We start from the raw sequence: 18,063 nt of genomic DNA, 5'->3' as shown, positions 1-18,063 counted from the left end.
CCCCTGGCTACACGCGCCGTCACCGGCTGGTAGCCTCCGGGAGCCGAAAGACGCTCGAAAACGTCATCGACGACCAGTCCTTTAACGATCCGTCCCGTGAGGCGGAGAAGGAGGTCGACTCAATGTCGCCCGCACGCCCTGCTACGAACTCACCCAGCGCACCGGACGATCCGCCCGGCAGCAGCACGGGCACCAGCACCGGTCCCGGCAGTCCCGAGGCCGTGAGAGCAGTCCTGGAGCCCGCCGAGATCGGCCGCGCGCTCAGCCGCATCGCCCACGAGGTGCTGGAGCGGAACAAGGGCGCGGAGAACCTCGTGCTGCTCGGCATCCCCACCCGGGGCGTCACCCTGGCCCACCGCCTGGCCGCCCGGCTGGCCGCGATCGAGGGCACCGAGGTGCCGGTCGGCACCCTCGACGTCACGATGCACCGCGACGACCTGCGCCGCCAGGCGTTCCGGTCGATCGCCGCCACCGAGCTGCCGCCCGGCGGGGTCGACGAGAAGGTCGTCGTGCTGGTCGACGACGTGCTCTACTCCGGCCGCACGATCCGCGCCGCGCTCGACGCGCTCTCGGAGTTCGGCCGCCCCCGCGCGGTCCGGCTGGCCGTCCTGGTCGACCGCGGCCACCGCGAGCTGCCGATCCGCGCCGACCACGTGGGCAAGAACCTGCCCACCTCCGCGCTCGAGCGGGTGCGGGTCCGGCTCAGCGAGATCGACGGCGGCGACGACGTGGTCAGCATCGTGGGCGGGGTGGCCAAGTGAGGCACCTGCTCTCCGCCGCCGACCTGACCCGCGACCAGGCGGTCTCGATCCTCGACGTGGCCGGCCAGATGGCGGCCACCCAGCGCCGCGAGATCAAGAAGCTGCCGACGCTGCGCGGGCGCACCGTGGTGAACCTGTTCTACGAGGACTCCACCCGGACCCGGATCTCGTTCGAGGCGGCGGCCAAGCGGCTGTCCGCCGACGTGATCAACTTCTCGGCCAAGGGCTCGAGCGTGTCCAAGGGCGAGAGCCTGAAGGACACCGCGCTGACCCTGAAGGCGATGGGGGCCGACGCGGTCGTCGTCCGGCACCCGGTCTCCGGGGCCCCGCACCGGCTGGCCAACGCCGGCTGGATCGACGGCATCGTGGTCAACGCCGGCGACGGCACCCACGAGCACCCCACGCAGGCCCTGCTCGACGCCTACACGCTGCGCTCGCGGCTGAACGCGGACGCCCCCGGCTCGGACCTGAAGGGCCGCCGGGTGGCGATCGTGGGTGACGTTCTGCACAGCCGGGTGGCGCGTTCCAACGTCCGCCTGCTCACCACCCTGGGGGCCGAGGTGGTGCTGGTCGCGCCACCGACGTTGCTACCGGTGGGGATCGGCAACTGGCCGTGCTCGACCTCGTACGATCTGGACGACGTGGTCGGTGGCGGTCACGGCGACCTGGACGCGGTGATGATGCTGCGGGTCCAGCGCGAGCGGATGAACGCGGCGTTCTTCCCCAGCGCCCGGGAGTACTCCCGCCGCTACGGGCTGGACGCCCGCCGGATGGACCGGCTGCCGGACCACGCGCTGGTGATGCACCCGGGCCCGATGAACCGCGGCCTGGAGATCACCGCGGAGGCGGCCGACTCGCCGCGCTCCACGATCGTCGAGCAGGTGGCCAACGGGGTCGCCGTCCGGATGGCCGTGCTGTACCTGCTCCTTGCTGGGCAGGCCGATGGGAAGGACGCCTGATGAGCGCGAAGTACCTGGTCAAGGGCGCCCGCCCGCTCGGCGGCGAGGCCACTGACATCCTGATCGAGGACGGCCGGATCGCCTCCCTGGGCAGCGGCACCTCGGGCGATGCGCAGGTGATCGACGCGGACGGGCTGATCGCCCTCCCCGGTCTCGTCGACCTGCACACCCATCTGCGTGAACCCGGCCGGGAAGACGCCGAGACGGTGGAGACCGGCACCCGGGCCGCCGCGCTCGGCGGCTGGACGGCCGTGCACGCGATGGCCAACACCGACCCGGTGGCCGACACCGCCGGCGTCGTGGAGCAGGTCTGGCGGCTGGGCCGGCAGTACGGCTGGGTCGACGTGCGCCCGGTCGGTGCGGTCACCGTGGGTCTGGCCGGCGAGCGGCTGGCCGAGCTCGGCGCGATGGCCGACTCCGCGGCCGGCGTGCGGGTGTTCTCCGACGACGGCCACTGCGTCTGGGACCCGGTGCTGATGCGCCGCGCCCTGGAGTACGTGAAGGCGTTCGACGGGGTGGTGGCCCAGCACGCCCAGGAGCCCCGGCTGACCGAGGGCGCGCAGATGCACGAGGGCGAGGTCTCGGCCGAACTGGGTCTGGCCGGCTGGCCGGCGGTCGCCGAGGAGGCGATCATCGCCCGCGACGTGCTGCTGGCCGGGCACGTCGGTTCCCGCTTGCACGTCTGCCACGTCTCCACGGCCGGCTCGGTGGAGATCCTGCGCTGGGCCAAGACCCGCGGCATCGACGTCACCGCCGAGGTCACCCCGCACCACCTGCTGCTGACCGACGAGCTGGTGCGCAGCTACGACCCGGTGTTCAAGGTCAACCCGCCGCTGCGCACGGCCGCCGACGTGCAGGCGGTGCGCGAGGCCCTGGCCGACGGGACGATCGACATCGTGGCCACCGACCACGCGCCGCACCCGGTCGAGGCCAAGGACTGCGAGTGGGGCGTCGCCTCGATGGGGATGACCGGCCTGGAGACCGCGCTGTCGGTGGTCCAGGAGGCGATGGTCGACACCGGCCTGCTCACCTGGGAACAGGTGGCGACGCGGATGTCGCACGCCCCCGCCCGGATCGGCCGGGTGTCCTCCCAGGGCCGCCCGATCGCGGTCGGGGAGCCCGCCCACCTGACCCTGGTCGACCCGGCCGCCCGGTGGGAGTGCGATCCTGCAGTTCAGGCCACGATGGGCCGTAACTCTCCGGTGCGGGGCCGGACGATGCACGGCAGCGTGGTCGCGACGATCTACGCCGGTCGTGCCACTGTGCTCGACGGCAAGCTGAACGAGGCTCTTCTGGAGGTGCCCCTGTGACCCACAGCCCCGCGGTGCTCGTCCTGGAGGACGGCAGCACCTGGCGCGGTCGTGCCTACGGTGCGGTCGGCGCGACGGTCGGCGAGGCGGTGTTCTCCACCGGGATGACCGGCTACCAGGAGACGCTGACCGACCCGTCGTACCACCGGCAGGTCGTGGTGATGACCGCCCCGCACGTCGGCAACACCGGCGTCAACGACGAGGACCTGGAGTCCGCGAGGATCTGGGTGGCCGGCTACGTGGTGCGCGACCCCGCGCGCCGCGCCTCCAACTGGCGCTCGAAGCGCGAACTGCCCGCCGAGCTGGCCGGGCAGGGTGTCGTCGGCATCTCGCACGTCGACACCCGCGCCATCACCCGCCACCTGCGTGAGCGCGGGGCGATGCGGGTGGGCATCTTCTCCGGTGACGCCCTGGCGCCCGAGAGCGAACTGCTGGAGCAGGTCCGCAACGCGCCCCCGATGAGCGGCGCCGCACTGGCCGACGAGGTCAGCACCGACCGGGCCTACGTCGTGCCCGCCCTCGGCGAGAAGCGTTTCACGGTGGCCTCGATCGACCTGGGCATCAAGTCCATGACGCCGCAGCGGATGGCCCAGCGCGGGATCGAGTCGCACGTGCTCCCGGCCCGGGCGAGCATCGAGGACGTGCTGGCGACGAATCCCGACGGGGTGTTCTTCTCCAACGGCCCGGGCGACCCGGCCACCGCCGAGCCGCAGATCGCGCTGCTGCAGCAGGTGCTCGAGCGGCGGATCCCGTTCTTCGGCATCTGCTTCGGCAACCAGCTCTTCGGCCGCGCCCTCGACCTGGGCACCTACAAGCTGGGCTACGGCCACCGCGGGATCAACCAGCCGGTGATGGACCGCACCACCGGCAAGGTCGAGGTCACCGCGCACAACCACGGCTTCGCCGTCGACGCGCCCCTGGAGGGCACCTTCGCGACGCCGTTCGGGCAGGCTCAGGTGAGCCATGTCAACCTCAACGACGACGTCGTCGAGGGTCTCAATCTTGTTGACGGGCCTGCATTCTCGGTGCAGTACCACCCCGAGGCGGCAGCCGGTCCGCACGACGCCGGCTACCTGTTCGACCGCTTCGCCGATCTGATGGGGGAGCACAGCGCCGATGCCCAGAAGAACTGACCTCTCCAGCATCCTGGTGATCGGGTCCGGCCCGATCGTGATCGGCCAGGCCTGCGAGTTCGACTACTCCGGCACCCAGGCCTGCCGGGTTCTGCGCGAGGAGGGCCTGCGGGTCGTCCTGGTCAACTCCAACCCGGCCACGATCATGACCGACCCGGAGTTCGCCGACGCCACCTACGTCGAGCCGATCACCCCCGAGGTGGTCGAGGCGATCATCGCCAAGGAGCGCCCGGACGCGCTCCTGGCCACCCTGGGCGGCCAGACCGCGCTCAACACCGCGATGGCCCTGCACGCGGCGGGCGTGCTGGAGAAGTACAACGTCGAGCTGATCGGCGCCAACGTGGCGGCGATCGAGGCCGGCGAGGACCGCCAGCTGTTCAAGGGCGTGGTCGACCGGGTCCGGGAGAACTACGGCCTGGACGCCTCGGTCGCCCGCAGCTTCATCTGCCACTCGATGGACGACTGCGTCGCGGCCACCGCGGAACTCGGCTACCCGGTCGTGGTCCGGCCCAGCTTCACCATGGGCGGCCTCGGCTCGGGCATCGCCTACGACCGCGACGACCTGGAGCGGATCGCCGGCGCCGGCCTGCACTACTCGCCGACCACCGAGGTGCTCCTCGAGGAGTCGATCATCGGGTGGAAGGAGTACGAGCTCGAGCTGATGCGCGACCACAACGACAACGTCGTGGTGGTCTGCTCGATCGAGAACCTCGACCCGATGGGCGTGCACACCGGTGACTCGATCACCGTGGCCCCCGCCCTCACCCTGACCGACCGGGAGTACCAGCGCCTGCGCGACGTCGGCATCGCGGTCATCCGCGAGGTCGGGGTGGACACCGGCGGCTGCAACATCCAGTTCGCGGTCAACCCGGTGGACGGCCGGGTGGTCGTCATCGAGATGAACCCGCGGGTCTCCCGCTCCTCGGCGCTGGCCTCCAAGGCGACCGGCTTCCCGATCGCCAAGATCGCCGCCCGCCTGGCGGTCGGCTACTCGCTCGACGAGATCCCGAACGACATCACCGAGAAGACCCCGGCCAGCTTCGAGCCCACGCTCGACTACGTCGTGGTCAAGGTCCCGCGGTTCGCGTTCGAGAAGTTCCCGGCCGCCGACCCCACGCTGACCACCACGATGAAGTCGGTCGGCGAGGCGATGGCGATCGGCCGGAACTTCACCGAGGCCCTGCAGAAGGCGCTGCGCTCGCTGGAGAAGAAGGGCGCGGCGTTCCACTGGGACGGTCCCGTGCCCGAGCTCGCGCCGCTGCTCGAGGCCGCGAAGGTGCCCACCGAGAACCGGCTGCTGCAGGTGCAGCAGGCGGTCCGGGCCGGGGCCACGATCGAGCAGCTGCACGAGGCGACGAAGATCGACCCGTGGTTCCTCGACCAGCTCATGCTGATCGAGGAGCTGGCCCAGGAGATCAGCGGCGCCGACGCGCTGACGCCGGACCTGCTGCGCGAGGCCAAGCGGCACGGGTTCTCCGACGTCCAGCTGGCCGCCCTGTCGGGGCTGTCGGAGGACGTGGTGCGCGGGGTGCGGCACGCGCTGGGGGTGCGCCCGGTGTACAAGACGGTCGACACCTGCGCCGCCGAGTTCGCCGCCAGCACGCCGTACTACTACTCCAGCTACGACGAGGAGGACGAGGTCACCCCGTCCTCCCGGCGCAAGGTGATCATCCTCGGCTCCGGGCCGAACCGGATCGGCCAGGGTGTGGAGTTCGACTACTCCTGCGTGCACGCCTCGTTCGCGCTGCGCGACGCCGGCTACGAGACCGTGATGGTCAACTGCAACCCGGAGACGGTCTCCACCGACTACGACACCAGCGACCGGCTCTACTTCGAGCCGCTCACCCTCGAGGACGTCCTCGAGATCGTCCACGCCGAGCGGCGTTCCGGTGAGCTGGTCGGCGTGATCGTCCAGCTCGGCGGGCAGACCCCGCTGGGCCTGGCGGCCGCGCTGAAGGCCAACGGGGTGCCGATCGTGGGCACCAGCCCGGAGGCCATCGACCTGGCCGAGGACCGGGGCGAGTTCGGGCAGGTCCTGGCCGACGCCGGGCTCCTGGCCCCCAAGCACGGCACCGCGATCAGCTTCCCGCGGGCCCGGCAGATCGCCGCCGAGATCGGTTACCCGGTCCTGGTGCGCCCCTCCTACGTGCTCGGCGGGCGCGGCATGGAGATCGTCTACGACGAGAACCAGCTGGCCGACTACCTGGAGCGCGCCACCGAGGTCGGCCCCGGCCGTCCGGTGCTGGTCGACCGCTTCCTCGACGACGCGATCGAGATCGACGTGGACGCGCTGTTCGACGGCGAGGAGATGTACCTCGGCGGCGTGATGGAGCACATCGAGGAGGCCGGGATCCACTCCGGCGACTCGGCCTGCGTGCTGCCGCCGGTCACCCTGGGCCAGCGCGACATCGAGCGGGTCCGCGTCTCGACCGAGGCCATCGCCCGCGGGGTCGGGGTCCGGGGCCTGCTGAACGTCCAGTTCGCCCTGGCCGCCGGCGTCCTCTACGTGCTCGAGGCCAACCCCCGGGCCAGCCGGACCGCGCCGTTCGTGTCCAAGGCCACGGCGGTGCCGCTGGCCAAGGCCGCGGCCCGGATCATGCTCGGTGCCTCGATCGCCGACCTGCGGGCCGAGGGCATGCTGCCGGCCCAGGGTGACGGCGGCACCATGCCCGCCGAGTCGCCGGTGTCGGTGAAGGAGGCGGTGCTGCCGTTCAAGCGCTTCCGCACCGCCAAGGGCGAGTTCGTCGACACCCTGCTCTCCCCGGAGATGCGCTCCACCGGCGAGGTCATGGGGATCGACACCGACTTCCCGCACGCCTTCGCCAAGTCCCAGTCGGCGGCGTTCGGCGGGCTGCCGGACTCCGGCACGGTGTTCGTCTCGGTCGCCGACACCGACAAGCGGGCGATGATCTTCCCGGTCAAGCGGCTGGTCGACCTCGGCTTCACCGTGCTGGCCACCGACGGGACCGCAGATGTGCTGCGCCGTAACGGAATCGCCTCCACCCGCGTCCGCAAATTGGGGCTCGGACGGGGAGCGGCGGGGGAGCCGACGATCGTGGACATGATCGCCGCGGGCGAGGTGGACATGGTGGTCAACACCCCGTCCGGCCCCGCCGCGCGGATGGACGGCTACGAGATCCGGGCCACCACCACGGCCGTGGACAAGCCGATCATCACCACGATCCAGCAGTTCTCGGCCGCCGTGCAGGCGATCGAGGCGGCCCGGAACGAGCCGATCCGGGTGGCCTCGCTGCAGGAGCACGCGGTGCGGCTGGGCGAGCTGCGCGCGGAGCAGCAGCTGTGACCTCGCTGATCCCGTTCGGCGAACGTCTGAGCGCGGCCGTGCGCGAGCGCGGCCCGCTCTGCGTCGGCATCGACCCGCACCCGGCCCTGCTGGCGCGCTGGGGTCTGGACGACGACGTGGCCGGTCTGGAGCGTTTCACCCTGACCACGGTGGAGGCCCTGGCCGGCCAGGTCGCGGTGATCAAGCCGCAGGCGGCGTTCTTCGAGCGGTTCGGTTCCCGGGGGGTGGCCGTGCTGGAACAGGCCCTGGCCGGTGTCCGGGAGGCGGGCGGGCTGAGCATCGTCGACGCCAAGCGTGGAGACATCGGCTCGACCATGGCGGCCTATGCCGACGCCTACGCCGGACCGGCCTCCCCACTGGCCGGCGACGCGGTGACGGTCTCACCGTTCCTCGGATTCGGTTCTCTGCGGCCGCTTCTCGACGTGGCCAGGGCGAACGGCCGCGGTGTCTTCGTGCTCGCTCTCACCTCGAACCCGGAGGGCGGCCAGGTCCAGCACGCCCGGGGCGCCGAGGGCCGCACCGTGGCCCAGACGATGATCGACGCCGCGGCGGCCGAGAACACGGGCGCCCAGCCGCTCGGTTCCGTGGGCGTGGTGGTCGGGGCGACCGTCACCGGAGTCGGGCGCGAGCACGACCTCTCGGCCCTGAACGGGCCGATCCTGGCGCCCGGGATCGGTGCGCAGGGGGCCACCGCGGCCGATCTGAAGGCAGTTTTCGGTGCTGCGGTCGGGCACGTGCTGCCGAATTCCTCGCGGGAGGTGCTGGGGGCCGGTCCCTCGGTGGCGCAGTTGCGTGAGGCCGCCGCCCGGACCGTCGAATCAGTACGCGAGGTTCTCGGAGCGTAATTGCCAAAGGACGCCCGGCAACCGGATTCTTCCGGCGGCCGGGTTTTCTTTTGTCCAGTTTGATAACGGAACACCGACGAATGTCCCGGACCATCCGTGAATAGCCGGTGGCTTTCCGTCACGAACAACGAATGTCGGATATGACTTCGTCAAGGGAGTGTTCACGGCTGTACACAGAGCTATCTGCACTTGACTCCCATAAGCGAACAGTGCTTATGTTGCACCCCTCAGGGCCATATCCGTACCAAATCGGATGGGGCGCAACGGGTGTGCGGGAGTCGCCAGCGGGATCCCGTGCAAGTCACAAAGCCGGAAACGTCACAAGCGGACCCGGACTCCAGGAGATCGTCACTGCCTGACGGAATGCGAGCAAGGGTGCACGCTGGGTAATTCGTTGATCGGCATGCACCTGTTGCCGGACTCCGGGCCCAGCCCCTGTTCGTGGCCGTGATCCGCCCGCCCGGTCCCACCGGCGCGACGGGAGTGGCCCCTACCCCAGAGTCCCCGGGGTTCGGGAAGGAATGCCGTCTCGATGGCTCCGAAGGCCAGCGGTGCCCGAAAGCGACTGGGCGGCCGGTCGATCCGCACCCGCATCCTGATGATCGGCTGGTTCCCCAGCCTCTCGCTCGTCCTGGTCGGCCTCACGGTGGCGTCCTACTTCGCCTACAACGCCTGGGACCTGCGCGGCGCGAACAGTGTGGTGAAGGACAGCCTCGGCTCCTCCCAGTCGTTCATCCCCGAGGCCCGGCGCGAGCTCCTGCTCAGCGCGGCCTACCTGGCCGACCCCTCACCGGAGAACAAGAGCCGGCTGGACGCCCAGCGCGCCAGCACCGACCAGGCCCTGGTGACGATCGGCGAGGACGCGGGTTCGCTGGCCGAGAGCGCGCCGCCGGAGCTCGACCCGGTGTTCGCCGCGTTCGCCGGGCGGATGGCCGAGATGCCGAAGATCCGCGGGCGGATCGACACCGGCGACGCCACCGTGCTGGAGGCCACCGACTACTGGGGCGGCATGATCCGCCAGATCGCCGAGAGCGTGTGGGCCCTGGCCCGGGTCGCCCCGAACGGTAACGCCTCGGTCGAGGAGAACACCTCGGCCAGCCTGATCATGGTGGTCAACCAGCTGGCCCGGGGCAACGGCCTGGCCTACGTGGCGTTCTCGAACGAGGGCCTGACCCCGCAGGAGTACCAGACCTTCGTCCGGACCGGCGGCAACTACCGCGACGACCTGGAGACCATCGCCACCCAGCTCCCGGCCTCGGAGCAGGCCCAGCTGGAGGAGATCACCTCCAGTGCCGCCTGGCGCCAGCAGGCCCAGGTCGAGCTGGCGGTGCTCGAGGCCGCCCCGCTCACCCAGAAGCAGAAGCGGGCCTTCGCCGAGGCCGACGGCAAGGGGCCGCAGAACGACGACGCCCCGGCGCAGCCCGACGCGGGCGAGGACCAGGGGCAGGGGAGCGGGACCGAGCCGGAGAACGCCGGTGACCTGCCGGCCGGTGCGCTCGGGCTGTCGGACACCGCCCCGACCAAGGGTCAGGTGAACAACGGCAAGCTCAAGGCCGAGCTGCCGATCGCCTCCTCGGCCTGGGAGACGGCCAACGACGAGGTCACCCAGCAGCTGACCGACCTGGCCCTGCTGCACCTGGACTACTCCTCCACACTGGCCGTGGACGCGGCCGACGACCAGGTGAACGCGGCGATCTACGGCGGGGTCGGCTCCCTGCTCTTCGGCGCCCTGGTCTTCATGCTCACCACCCGGGAGTCCAACCGGCTGGCCGCGCGCCTGCGCGGGCTGCGCGACCAGACCCTGGACATGGCCCAGAACCGGCTGCCCGCCCTGATCGAGGGGCTGCGGGCCGGTGAGGTCGACGAGGAGCACCGGCAGATGCCGACCCTCAGCTACGGCTCCGACGAGATCGGTGAGGTGGCCGACGCCTTCAACCGGGCCCAGTCGATGGCGGTCAGCGCGGCCGTGCAGGAGGCCGAGACCCGAGCCGGCCTGCGCGAGGTCTTCCTGAACATCGCCTACCGCAGCCAGGTGATCGTGCACCGGCAGCTGGGCGTGCTGGAGAAGGCCGAGCGCTTCGAGGAGGACCCGGAGCAGATCGAGCTGCTGTTCGAGCTCGACCACCTGGCCACCCGGGCCCGCCGCAACGCCGAGAACCTGGTCATCCTGGGCGGCGGCCAGCCCGGCCGGCGCTGGCGCAACTCCGTCGACCTGCTGCAGGTGGTCCGCTCCTCGATCTCCGAGGCGCAGGACTACGCCCGGGTCTCGATCGGGCGCCTGCCCCGCCTGTCGATCAACGGGTCCGCGGTGGCCGACGTCATCCACCTGCTCGCCGAGCTGGTCGACAACGCCACCTCGTTCTCCCCGCCGATGTCCAAGGTCGAGGTCCGGGGCAACCTGGTCGGCAAGGGCCTGGTGATCGAGATCGAGGACCAGGGCCTGGGCATCCCGGCGGACAAGCTCACCGAGCTCAACGAGATGCTGACCACGGCCCCCGACTTCCACGCGCTGACCCTGCGCGAGGAGCCCCGCCTGGGCATGTTCGTGGTGGCGCAGCTGGCGGCCGGCCAGAACATCCGGGTCACCCTGACCCCGTCCCCGGCCTACGGCGGCACCAAGGCCGTCGTGCTCATCCCGACCGAGCTGTTCGAGGCCAACCCGGCGGGCGGCCTCACCGGCAGCACCCAGACGCTGGCCATCGACGGCGCCGACGCGGCGCCGGGCGGGCAGGCGGCGCGGTCGCTGCACGAGCGCATGGCGATCACGGGGGAGATGACCGGTGAGATCAGCCTCGTCCCCTCACCGGGCGAGACCACCGGTGCGGCCCCGGCCCTGACCGTGGCCCCCGGCGAGGCCCGCACTGCCACCGGCCCGATCGACCGTCCCGGCCGGGACGAGCTGGGCGCCCGGCCGACCGGGTTGCACCCCGTTCCACCGGTCGGCAGCCGGCCCGCTGCGCCGGGCCAGTCCGCTCCGACGCAGACCGGCCCGATGCGGCACGCCCAGTCCAGCTTCCCAGGCACCCCGGGTACGCCCGGTGGTCCGGGCCTCTCGGCCGGGTCGCAGAACCCGCGGGTGGACGTGCCCGGTCCGAGCAGCCACTTCCGGCAGAACCTGGCCGACGGCGAGCCCGGCCCGACGGTGAACCAGCAGGCCCGGATCGACTACCTGGCCTCGCGGGGCAACGGCGCGGGGATCATCAGCGCCCCTCCGGCGTCCGGCAGCCTGCCGACGCGCACGCCCGGCGCGGCGCAGAACGGCGGGGCGCAGAACGGCGGGCTGGGCAAGGGGGCGCCCACGCCTCCGGCCGGGGTGCGCCGCACCACCGACGACGGCCGGCCGGCGCTGCCCCGGCGCACCCGGCAGGCCCATCTGTCCGACCGGCTCAAGAACACGCCCATGCCGAGTGCCCCGCCGGTGCCCGAGCGGGCCGAGGCGGGCCCGCAGGGCGACCCGGACCTGGCCCGCAACCGGATGGCGGCGTTCCAGCGGGGCACCCAGCGCGGCCGGACCGAACGTCCGGAGAACTGACCGGCGGTCGCGGCCGGTCACGAGCGGGCCGCGACCAGCACCTGCAGCACCTGTACGACAGCACCACCGGGCACCACGCAGAAGAAGGGCGAAGACACTGTTTTCGCGAACCACGGACTGGAAGGCGAGATGACGCAGAACAGCGCGATGGGTGGCCTGGACTGGCTGGTGGAGGATCTGCTCCGCCGTCTGCCGGGCGCGGACCGGGCGATCGTTCTCTCGTCCGACGGCCTGCTCATCGGCCGGTCCAGCAACCTCGACCGGGACGACGGCGAGCACCTGGCCGCGGTCGCCTCCGGCTTCCAGAGCCTGGCCCGGGGCACCGGCCGGCACTTCGGGGGCGGCGGGGTGCGGCAGACCGTGGTCGAGATGGACAACTACTTCCTGGTGGTCACGGCCGCCGGGCAGGGCGCCTGTCTCGCGCTGCTGGCCGACGTGAACGCGGACATGGGCATGGTCGCCTACGAGATGAACCTGCTGGTGAAGCAGGTGGGCACCTATCTCAGCTCGCAGCCGCGCGCCGAGGAGGCAGGTCCGGGGGCGGGTCCCCGACCGTGACTCCGGCGGATCAGCACTGGTTCGACGAGGAGGCCGGGCCCCTGGTCCGGCCGTACGCGCTGACCCGCGGGCGTACCACCAGCAAGCAACGTGACCTCGCGATGATCACCCTGGTGGTGGCGCTGCAGCGGGTCACCCCGCAGCTGGCCGACACCCTGGAGCCCGAGGGGCTGCAGATCGTCACCATGTGCCAGCACCCCAAGTCCGTCGCCGAAGTCTCCGCCGACCTGGGCCTGCCGCTCAGCGTCGTCAAGATCCTCATCGGTGACCTGATCGACCGGCAGCTGCTGATGTTCCGGTCCGCGGTCACCCCCGACATCAACGTCCTCCAGGCGGTTATCAATGGCATTCGCCGACTCTGACTCCAACCAGCGGCCCGGGGTACGCGCGACGGCGGTGAAGCTGCTGATCGCGGGTGGCTTCGGAGTCGGGAAGACCACCATGGTCGGAACCATCAGCGAGATCCCGCCGCTGCGCACCGAGGAGCTCATCACCGAGCTCAGCCGGGGGGTGGACGACCTCTCCGGGGTGGAGTCCAAGCGCACCACCACGGTCGCCCTCGACTTCGGCCGGATCACGATCAGCCCGGAGCTGGTGCTGTACCTGTTCGGCACGCCCGGCCAGGACCGGTTCTGGTTCATGTGGGACGAGCTGGCCGAGGGCGCGATCGGCGCCGTGGTGCTGGCCGACACCCGCCGGCTGGAGTCCTGCTTCCCGGCCGTGGACTTCTTCGAGCGTCGCGGCATCCCGTTCGTGATCGGGGTGAACTGCTTCGACGGGGAGGCCGAGTACAAGCCCGACGAGGTGCGTGAGGCCCTGGACCTGGACGCCCGGGTGCCGGTCGTGATGGCCGACGTGCGCCAGCGCGCCTCGGCCAAGGAACTGCTGGTCACGCTGGCCGAGCATGCGATCACGATGGCCACCGCGGCACCGGCCTGAAGCACCCGCCGTACGTCCGGCACCTGCCTCCGGGCGGGTGCCGGACGCTTTTGTGCGCTGGTCGGGCCCAGAGGCCGTCTGCGGCCCGCTGAGGGCCGTCAGAGGGGTGTGGGGCGCGTGTTACCTGCGCCCGTCCGGGGCCGGGGCCGGGGACCCGGTGCGAGGAGGGTGGCCGCGCGTGACAGGATCAGCGCCGTCAATCCGGCGGTAAATGCGCTCCGAAGCCTTAAAACATCTCTCGATGTCGGTTTCACGGCGCGTCCCGGAGGACATGAATACCAGTATGTCTGGATTAGCCGTTAGTGTCGGCTCTCGACGGAACCCGATCGTCAGCGATCGAGGTTGCGTGGTGACCGGAACACGGCTGGAAGCTGGTGGGAAAGTCGAACGGAACGGCATACCGCACGGTGGCGTGGCGACACGGCCCCCCGCGTTGCCCTCCGGGATACCGACTCGCTAGGTTCGGACCAGATTTCGCGGTCTGCCTGCGCCGATCGGGGAAAGAATGATCGGCCGGACGGCCGGAATTGCTCCGGTACGGCTCAACTACCTACTGAGTTCGACGAACAACTGAGGTGACTCAAGTGGCTCTGCCCCCCCTGACTCCCGAGCAGCGGGCCGCCGCCCTGGTGAAGGCGGCCGAGGCTCGGCGCGCGCGTGCCGAGATCAAGAACAGGCTCAAGTACTCGCAGGGCTCACTCGGTGAAGTGATCAACGAGGGGCAGGAGAACGAGGTGATCGGCAAGATGAAGGTGTCGGCACTGCTCGAGGCCCTGCCCGGCGTGGGCAAGGTGCGTGCCCGTCAGATCATGGAGGAGATCGGTATCTCCGAGAGCCGGCGTGTGCGTGGTCTCGGCTCCAACCAGATCGCGGCGCTGGTCAAGCGCTTCGGGAGCTGATTCGGCGGTGATCGGGACGGAGCTCGGGAACCCGTCGGGGGGCGGGGTGGTGCGGCCAGGACGGCTGACGGTACTGGCTGGACCTACGGCGGTGGGCAAGGGCACGGTCGCGGCCGACATCCGCCGTCGCTACGAGCAGATCTGGCTGTCCGTCTCGGTCACCACCCGGCCGCCGCGGCCGGGAGAGGAAGACGGCGTCCACTACTACTTCGTGGACGACGCAAGGTTCGACGAGCTGGCCGCGACCGGCCAGCTCCTGGAGTGGGCGGTGGTGCACGGCCGGCACCGGTACGGCACCCCGCGCGCGGCGGTCGAGCAGGTCCTCGCCCAGGGCCGGCCGGCCCTGCTGGAGATCGACCTGCAGGGTGCGCGGCAGGTGCGCACCACCATGCCGGGTGCCTTCTTCGTCTTCCTCAAGCCGCCCAGCCTCGACGAGCTGGTCCGCCGGCTGGTCGGGCGGGGCACCGAGGACAGCGAGGAGCGGGCGCGTAGGCTGCGCACGGCCGAGGTCGAGATGGCGGCCGAGTCGGAGTTCGACATCAGCATCGTGAACGACGACGTGCGCCGAGCCACCGACGAGCTCGTATCATGGATGGGTCTGACTCCCACCGACAGCTCGATCGACCCGGTGGAGTCGAGTCACTGAGGGCCCGGCGCCGTCCGGCGCCGGATCCGTCGAGCTTCACCGCACCACCACCTACGCCTGGAGTTTGTGTTGTCTGGAACCGTTGCCAGTCCCGAGGGCATCACCAACCCGCCGATCGACGACCTGCTGTCGACGGTGGAGTCGAAGTACTCGCTGGTCATCTTCGCGGCCAAGCGCGCGCGGCAGATCAACGCCTACTACTCGCAGCTGGGCGAGGGCCTGCTGGAGTACGTCGGCCCGCTGGTCGAGACGCACGTGCAGGAGAAGCCCCTCTCGGTCGCCATGCGCGAGATCAACGAGGGTCTGCTGACCGCCGAGAAGCACGACTGACCAGCTCACCCGCATGGCAGTGAACGGCCGCCGGATCGTCCTGGGTGTCGGGGGCGGCATCGCCGCCTACAAGGCGGTGCTGCTGCTGCGCTTGTTCAAGGAGGCGGGGCACGACGTCCGGGTGGTCCCCACCGAGGCGGCGCTGACCTTCGTCGGCGCCCCCACCTGGGCGGCCCTGTCGGGGCACCCGGTCTCCGCCTCGGTCTGGGACGAGGTCCACGAGGTGCCGCACGTCCGGATCGGCCAGCAGGCCGACCTGGTCGTGGTGGCCCCGGCCACGGCCGACCTGCTCGCCCGGGCCGCGCACGGCCTGGCCGACGACCTGGTCACCAACGTCCTGCTCACCGCCCGCTGTCCGGTGCTCCTGGCCCCGGCCATGCACACCGAGATGTGGACGCACCCGGCCACCGTCGCCAACGTGGCCACCCTGCGCGAGCGGGGCGTGTCGGTGCTCGACCCGGCCAGCGGCCGGCTCACCGGGGCCGACACCGGCCCTGGCCGCCTGCCCGAGCCGGAAGAGATCTTCGCCGCCGCACTCGCCCTGCTGTCCTCCGCCGGGCCGCCCCGCGCCGAGGCGACTCTTGCCGGGTCGACTCCTGCCGGGCGGACTCACGCCGGGCCGACTCCTGCCGAGCCGACTCACGCTGAGCCGACTCACGCTGAGCCGACTTCAGCCGTGGAGACCTCAACCAGGAAGACCTCAACCGCGAAGACCTCAGCCGCGGAGACCTCCGCCGAGCCGACCACGCGGGCATCCACCTCACTGGTCACGGCCCAGGCGTCCTCGCGGACGTCGGCGGCCGAGGCGTCCGGCCGACCGGTGCACGACCTGACCGGCCGCCGGGTCGTGATCTCCGCCGGGGGCACCCGGGAACCGCTCGATCCGGTGCGCTTCCTCGGCAATCGCTCTTCCGGCCGCCAGGGCGTCGCTCTGGCCCAGGCCGCTCTCGACCGGGGCGCCCAGGTCACCCTGGTGGTGGGCTCGATCGAGGTGACCCCACCCGCCGGTGCCGACCTGGTCCGGGTCGAGACCGCGCTGCAGATGCGTGAGGCGATGCAGGCCGCCGCACCGAAGGCCGACGTGGTGGTGATGGCCGCGGCGGTGGCCGACTTCCGGCCGTCCGAGGTCGCCACCCACAAGATCAAGAAGTCGGCCGGATCCGACGACGCGCCGGTGGTCACCCTCGTCCGCAATCCCGACATCCTGGCCGGGCTGGTGGCCGGCCGGACCCCCGGTCAGATCGTGGTGGGGTTCGCCGCCGAGACCGGCGACGAGTCCGGCACCGCGCTCGACCACGCCCTCGCCAAGCTCGCCCGCAAGGGGTGTGACCTGCTGGTCCTGAACGACGTGGCGGCCGGGAAGGTGTTCGGCAAGGAGGACACCGAGGTCACCGTGCTGGGCGCGGACGGCACGATCACCCCCGTCCCACCGGGCAGTAAGGCTGAGGTCTCTCACGCCGTGTGGGGGGCGGTTGTCCCACTTCTGGGGACCGCGGGACCCGTTGTCCACCGGAATGGTTAGAGTAAGCCGCTAGATAGACCCCGGCTGCCGACGTCCGTTTCGTGGTGCGCGGCGCCACTGCAACCTCGTCCGAAACTTCTCCTCGTCATCACCCTTCGGGAGTGCCGTGTCTGACCGTTTGTTCACCTCCGAGTCCGTCACCGAGGGGCACCCCGACAAGATCTGTGACCAGATCAGTGACGCGGTCCTGGATGCTCTGCTGGAGCAGGACCCCACCTCCCGTGTCGCGGTCGAGACCATGGTCACCACCGGTCTGGTCCACGTCGCCGGTGAGGTCACCACCAAGGCCTACGCCGACATTCCCTCGATCGTGCGTAAGACGATCCTGGACATCGGCTACGACTCCTCCACGAAGGGCTTCGACGGCAACTCCTGCGGCGTCGAGGTCAGCATCGGTGCGCAGTCTCCGGACATCGCCCAGGGTGTGGACACCGCCTACGAGGCCCGCGTCGAGGCCGGGGAAGACCCCCTCGACCTGCAGGGCGCCGGCGATCAGGGCCTGATGTTCGGTTACGCCAACGACGACACCCCGGAGCTGCTGCCGTTGCCGATCTGGCTGGCGCACCGTCTGGCCGAGCGGCTGACCGAGGTCCGCAAGTCCGGCGAGGTCCCGTACCTGCGCCCGGACGGTAAGACCCAGGTCACCATCGCCTACGACGGCGACAAGGCCGTCCGCCTCGACACCGTCGTGGTCTCGTCGCAGCACGCCGCTGACGTGTCGCTGGAGAACCTGCTGCTGCCCGACGTGGTCAACCACGTCATCAAGCCGGTCCTGGAGCGCGTCTCGATCGACACGTCCGACTACCGGCTGCTGGTCAACCCGACCGGTCGTTTCGAGGTCGGTGGCCCGATGGGTGACGCCGGCCTGACCGGGCGCAAGATCATCGTGGACACCTACGGTGGTTTCGCCCGCCACGGCGGCGGCGCGTTCTCCGGCAAGGACCCCTCAAAGGTCGACCGTTCCGCGGCGTACGCGATGCGGTGGGTGGCCAAGAACGTGGTCGCTGCTGGTCTGGCTAAGCGGTGCGAGGTCCAGGTCGCGTACGCGATCGGTAAGGCTCAGCCGGTCGGCCTGTACGTGGAGACCTTCGGCACGGAGACCGCTCCGATCGACCGGATCACCGCGGCGATCAAGGAGGTTTTCGACCTGCGCCCGGCCGCGATCATTCGTGACCTGGACCTGCTGAAGCCGAAGTACCACCAGACCGCGGCCTACGGCCACTTCGGCCGTGACCTGGAGGGGATGACCTGGGAGCAGACCGACCGCGTCGACGCCCTGCGCTCGGCCATCGGCTGAACCTGATCGCCGGTTCAGCACCGTAATC

15 protein-coding genes are annotated in these 18,063 nt (G+C 70.9%); all 15 read left to right on the top strand.

What is annotated here, in order from left to right; genetic code table 11:
- Positions 1-122 precede the first annotated feature (122 nt).
- On the top strand, positions 123-761 hold the full coding sequence (pyrR, locus tag QSK18_RS21265; protein ID WP_285622270.1) for a bifunctional pyr operon transcriptional regulator/uracil phosphoribosyltransferase PyrR: 639 nt from the start codon (positions 123-125) through the stop codon (positions 759-761).
- Entirely contained in the window at positions 758-1,720 is a 963-nt protein-coding gene (locus QSK18_RS21260) for an aspartate carbamoyltransferase catalytic subunit (RefSeq protein ID WP_232815184.1), read from the top strand. Before pyrR ends, QSK18_RS21260 begins: the two co-directional genes overlap by 4 nt.
- Positions 1,720-3,030, top strand: a complete 1,311-nt coding sequence (locus QSK18_RS21255; RefSeq protein WP_232815183.1) for a dihydroorotase — start codon at positions 1,720-1,722, stop codon at positions 3,028-3,030. The genes QSK18_RS21260 and QSK18_RS21255 overlap by 1 nt, the downstream gene beginning before the upstream one ends.
- Positions 3,027-4,163 (top strand): glutamine-hydrolyzing carbamoyl-phosphate synthase small subunit, encoded by a 1,137-nt coding sequence (gene carA / locus QSK18_RS21250; protein ID WP_285622264.1) that lies wholly within the window; start codon positions 3,027-3,029, stop codon positions 4,161-4,163. The genes QSK18_RS21255 and carA overlap by 4 nt, the downstream gene beginning before the upstream one ends.
- On the top strand, positions 4,147-7,467 hold the full coding sequence (carB, locus tag QSK18_RS21245) for a carbamoyl-phosphate synthase large subunit (RefSeq protein WP_285622261.1): 3,321 nt from the start codon (positions 4,147-4,149) through the stop codon (positions 7,465-7,467). Before carA ends, carB begins: the two co-directional genes overlap by 17 nt.
- Positions 7,468-7,472: 5 nt before the next feature.
- The gene (gene pyrF, locus QSK18_RS21240) at positions 7,473-8,312 is read left to right on the top strand and encodes an orotidine-5'-phosphate decarboxylase (RefSeq protein ID WP_269811329.1); all 840 of its coding nucleotides are present in this window, start codon (positions 7,473-7,475) and stop codon (positions 8,310-8,312) included.
- A 532-nt stretch (positions 8,313-8,844) separates the two neighbouring features.
- Positions 8,845-11,844, top strand: coding sequence for a sensor histidine kinase (locus QSK18_RS21235; protein WP_285622257.1), 3,000 nt, complete (start codon positions 8,845-8,847; stop codon positions 11,842-11,844).
- 129 nt (positions 11,845-11,973) lie between these two features.
- Positions 11,974-12,402, top strand: coding sequence for a roadblock/LC7 domain-containing protein (locus QSK18_RS21230; RefSeq protein ID WP_232815178.1), 429 nt, complete (start codon positions 11,974-11,976; stop codon positions 12,400-12,402).
- Positions 12,399-12,764, top strand: coding sequence for a DUF742 domain-containing protein (locus QSK18_RS21225; protein WP_232815177.1), 366 nt, complete (start codon positions 12,399-12,401; stop codon positions 12,762-12,764). Before QSK18_RS21230 ends, QSK18_RS21225 begins: the two co-directional genes overlap by 4 nt.
- Positions 12,745-13,341 carry a GTP-binding protein gene (locus QSK18_RS21220; RefSeq protein WP_232815176.1) on the top strand — a complete coding sequence of 199 codons (597 nt, stop codon included), beginning with the start codon at positions 12,745-12,747 and terminating at the stop codon, positions 13,339-13,341. The genes QSK18_RS21225 and QSK18_RS21220 overlap by 20 nt, the downstream gene beginning before the upstream one ends.
- A 584-nt stretch (positions 13,342-13,925) precedes the next feature.
- Complete coding sequence (mihF, locus tag QSK18_RS21215) at positions 13,926-14,240, top strand: integration host factor, actinobacterial type (protein WP_052532909.1); 315 nt, start codon at positions 13,926-13,928, stop codon at positions 14,238-14,240.
- Between the two features lie 7 nt (positions 14,241-14,247).
- Positions 14,248-14,886, top strand: a complete 639-nt coding sequence (gmk, locus tag QSK18_RS21210; protein ID WP_285622245.1) for a guanylate kinase — start codon at positions 14,248-14,250, stop codon at positions 14,884-14,886.
- A 69-nt stretch (positions 14,887-14,955) separates the two neighbouring features.
- Positions 14,956-15,216, top strand: coding sequence for a DNA-directed RNA polymerase subunit omega (gene rpoZ / locus QSK18_RS21205; protein WP_269811320.1), 261 nt, complete (start codon positions 14,956-14,958; stop codon positions 15,214-15,216).
- 13 nt (positions 15,217-15,229) lie between these two features.
- Complete coding sequence (locus QSK18_RS21200) at positions 15,230-16,738, top strand: phosphopantothenoylcysteine decarboxylase domain-containing protein (protein ID WP_285622241.1); 1,509 nt, start codon at positions 15,230-15,232, stop codon at positions 16,736-16,738.
- 106 nt (positions 16,739-16,844) lie between these two features.
- Positions 16,845-18,035, top strand: a complete 1,191-nt coding sequence (metK, locus tag QSK18_RS21195; RefSeq protein WP_232815173.1) for a methionine adenosyltransferase — start codon at positions 16,845-16,847, stop codon at positions 18,033-18,035.
- The last annotated feature ends 28 nt before the right edge of the window (positions 18,036-18,063 follow it).

The sequence above is a fragment of the Kineosporia sp. NBRC 101677 genome, from assembly GCF_030269265.1.
In the GTDB taxonomy this organism is placed as follows: Bacteria; Actinomycetota; Actinomycetes; order Actinomycetales; family Kineosporiaceae; genus Kineosporia; species Kineosporia rhizophila.
The sequence above is the reverse complement of the archived record's forward strand: the minus strand, read 5'-3'. Positions and strand labels throughout refer to the sequence as shown.

Coding starts and splice junctions, on each gene's coding strand:
- pyrR (WP_285622270.1), top strand. CDS start 123: ATGTCGCCCGCACGCCCTGCTACGAACTCACCCAGCGCACCGGACGAT.
- QSK18_RS21255 (WP_232815183.1), top strand. CDS start 1,720: ATGAGCGCGAAGTACCTGGTCAAGGGCGCCCGCCCGCTCGGCGGCGAG.
- carB (WP_285622261.1), top strand. CDS start 4,147: ATGCCCAGAAGAACTGACCTCTCCAGCATCCTGGTGATCGGGTCCGGC.
- QSK18_RS21235 (WP_285622257.1), top strand. CDS start 8,845: ATGGCTCCGAAGGCCAGCGGTGCCCGAAAGCGACTGGGCGGCCGGTCG.
- QSK18_RS21230 (WP_232815178.1), top strand. CDS start 11,974: ATGACGCAGAACAGCGCGATGGGTGGCCTGGACTGGCTGGTGGAGGAT.
- QSK18_RS21220 (WP_232815176.1), top strand. CDS start 12,745: ATGGCATTCGCCGACTCTGACTCCAACCAGCGGCCCGGGGTACGCGCG.
- QSK18_RS21200 (WP_285622241.1), top strand. CDS start 15,230: ATGGCAGTGAACGGCCGCCGGATCGTCCTGGGTGTCGGGGGCGGCATC.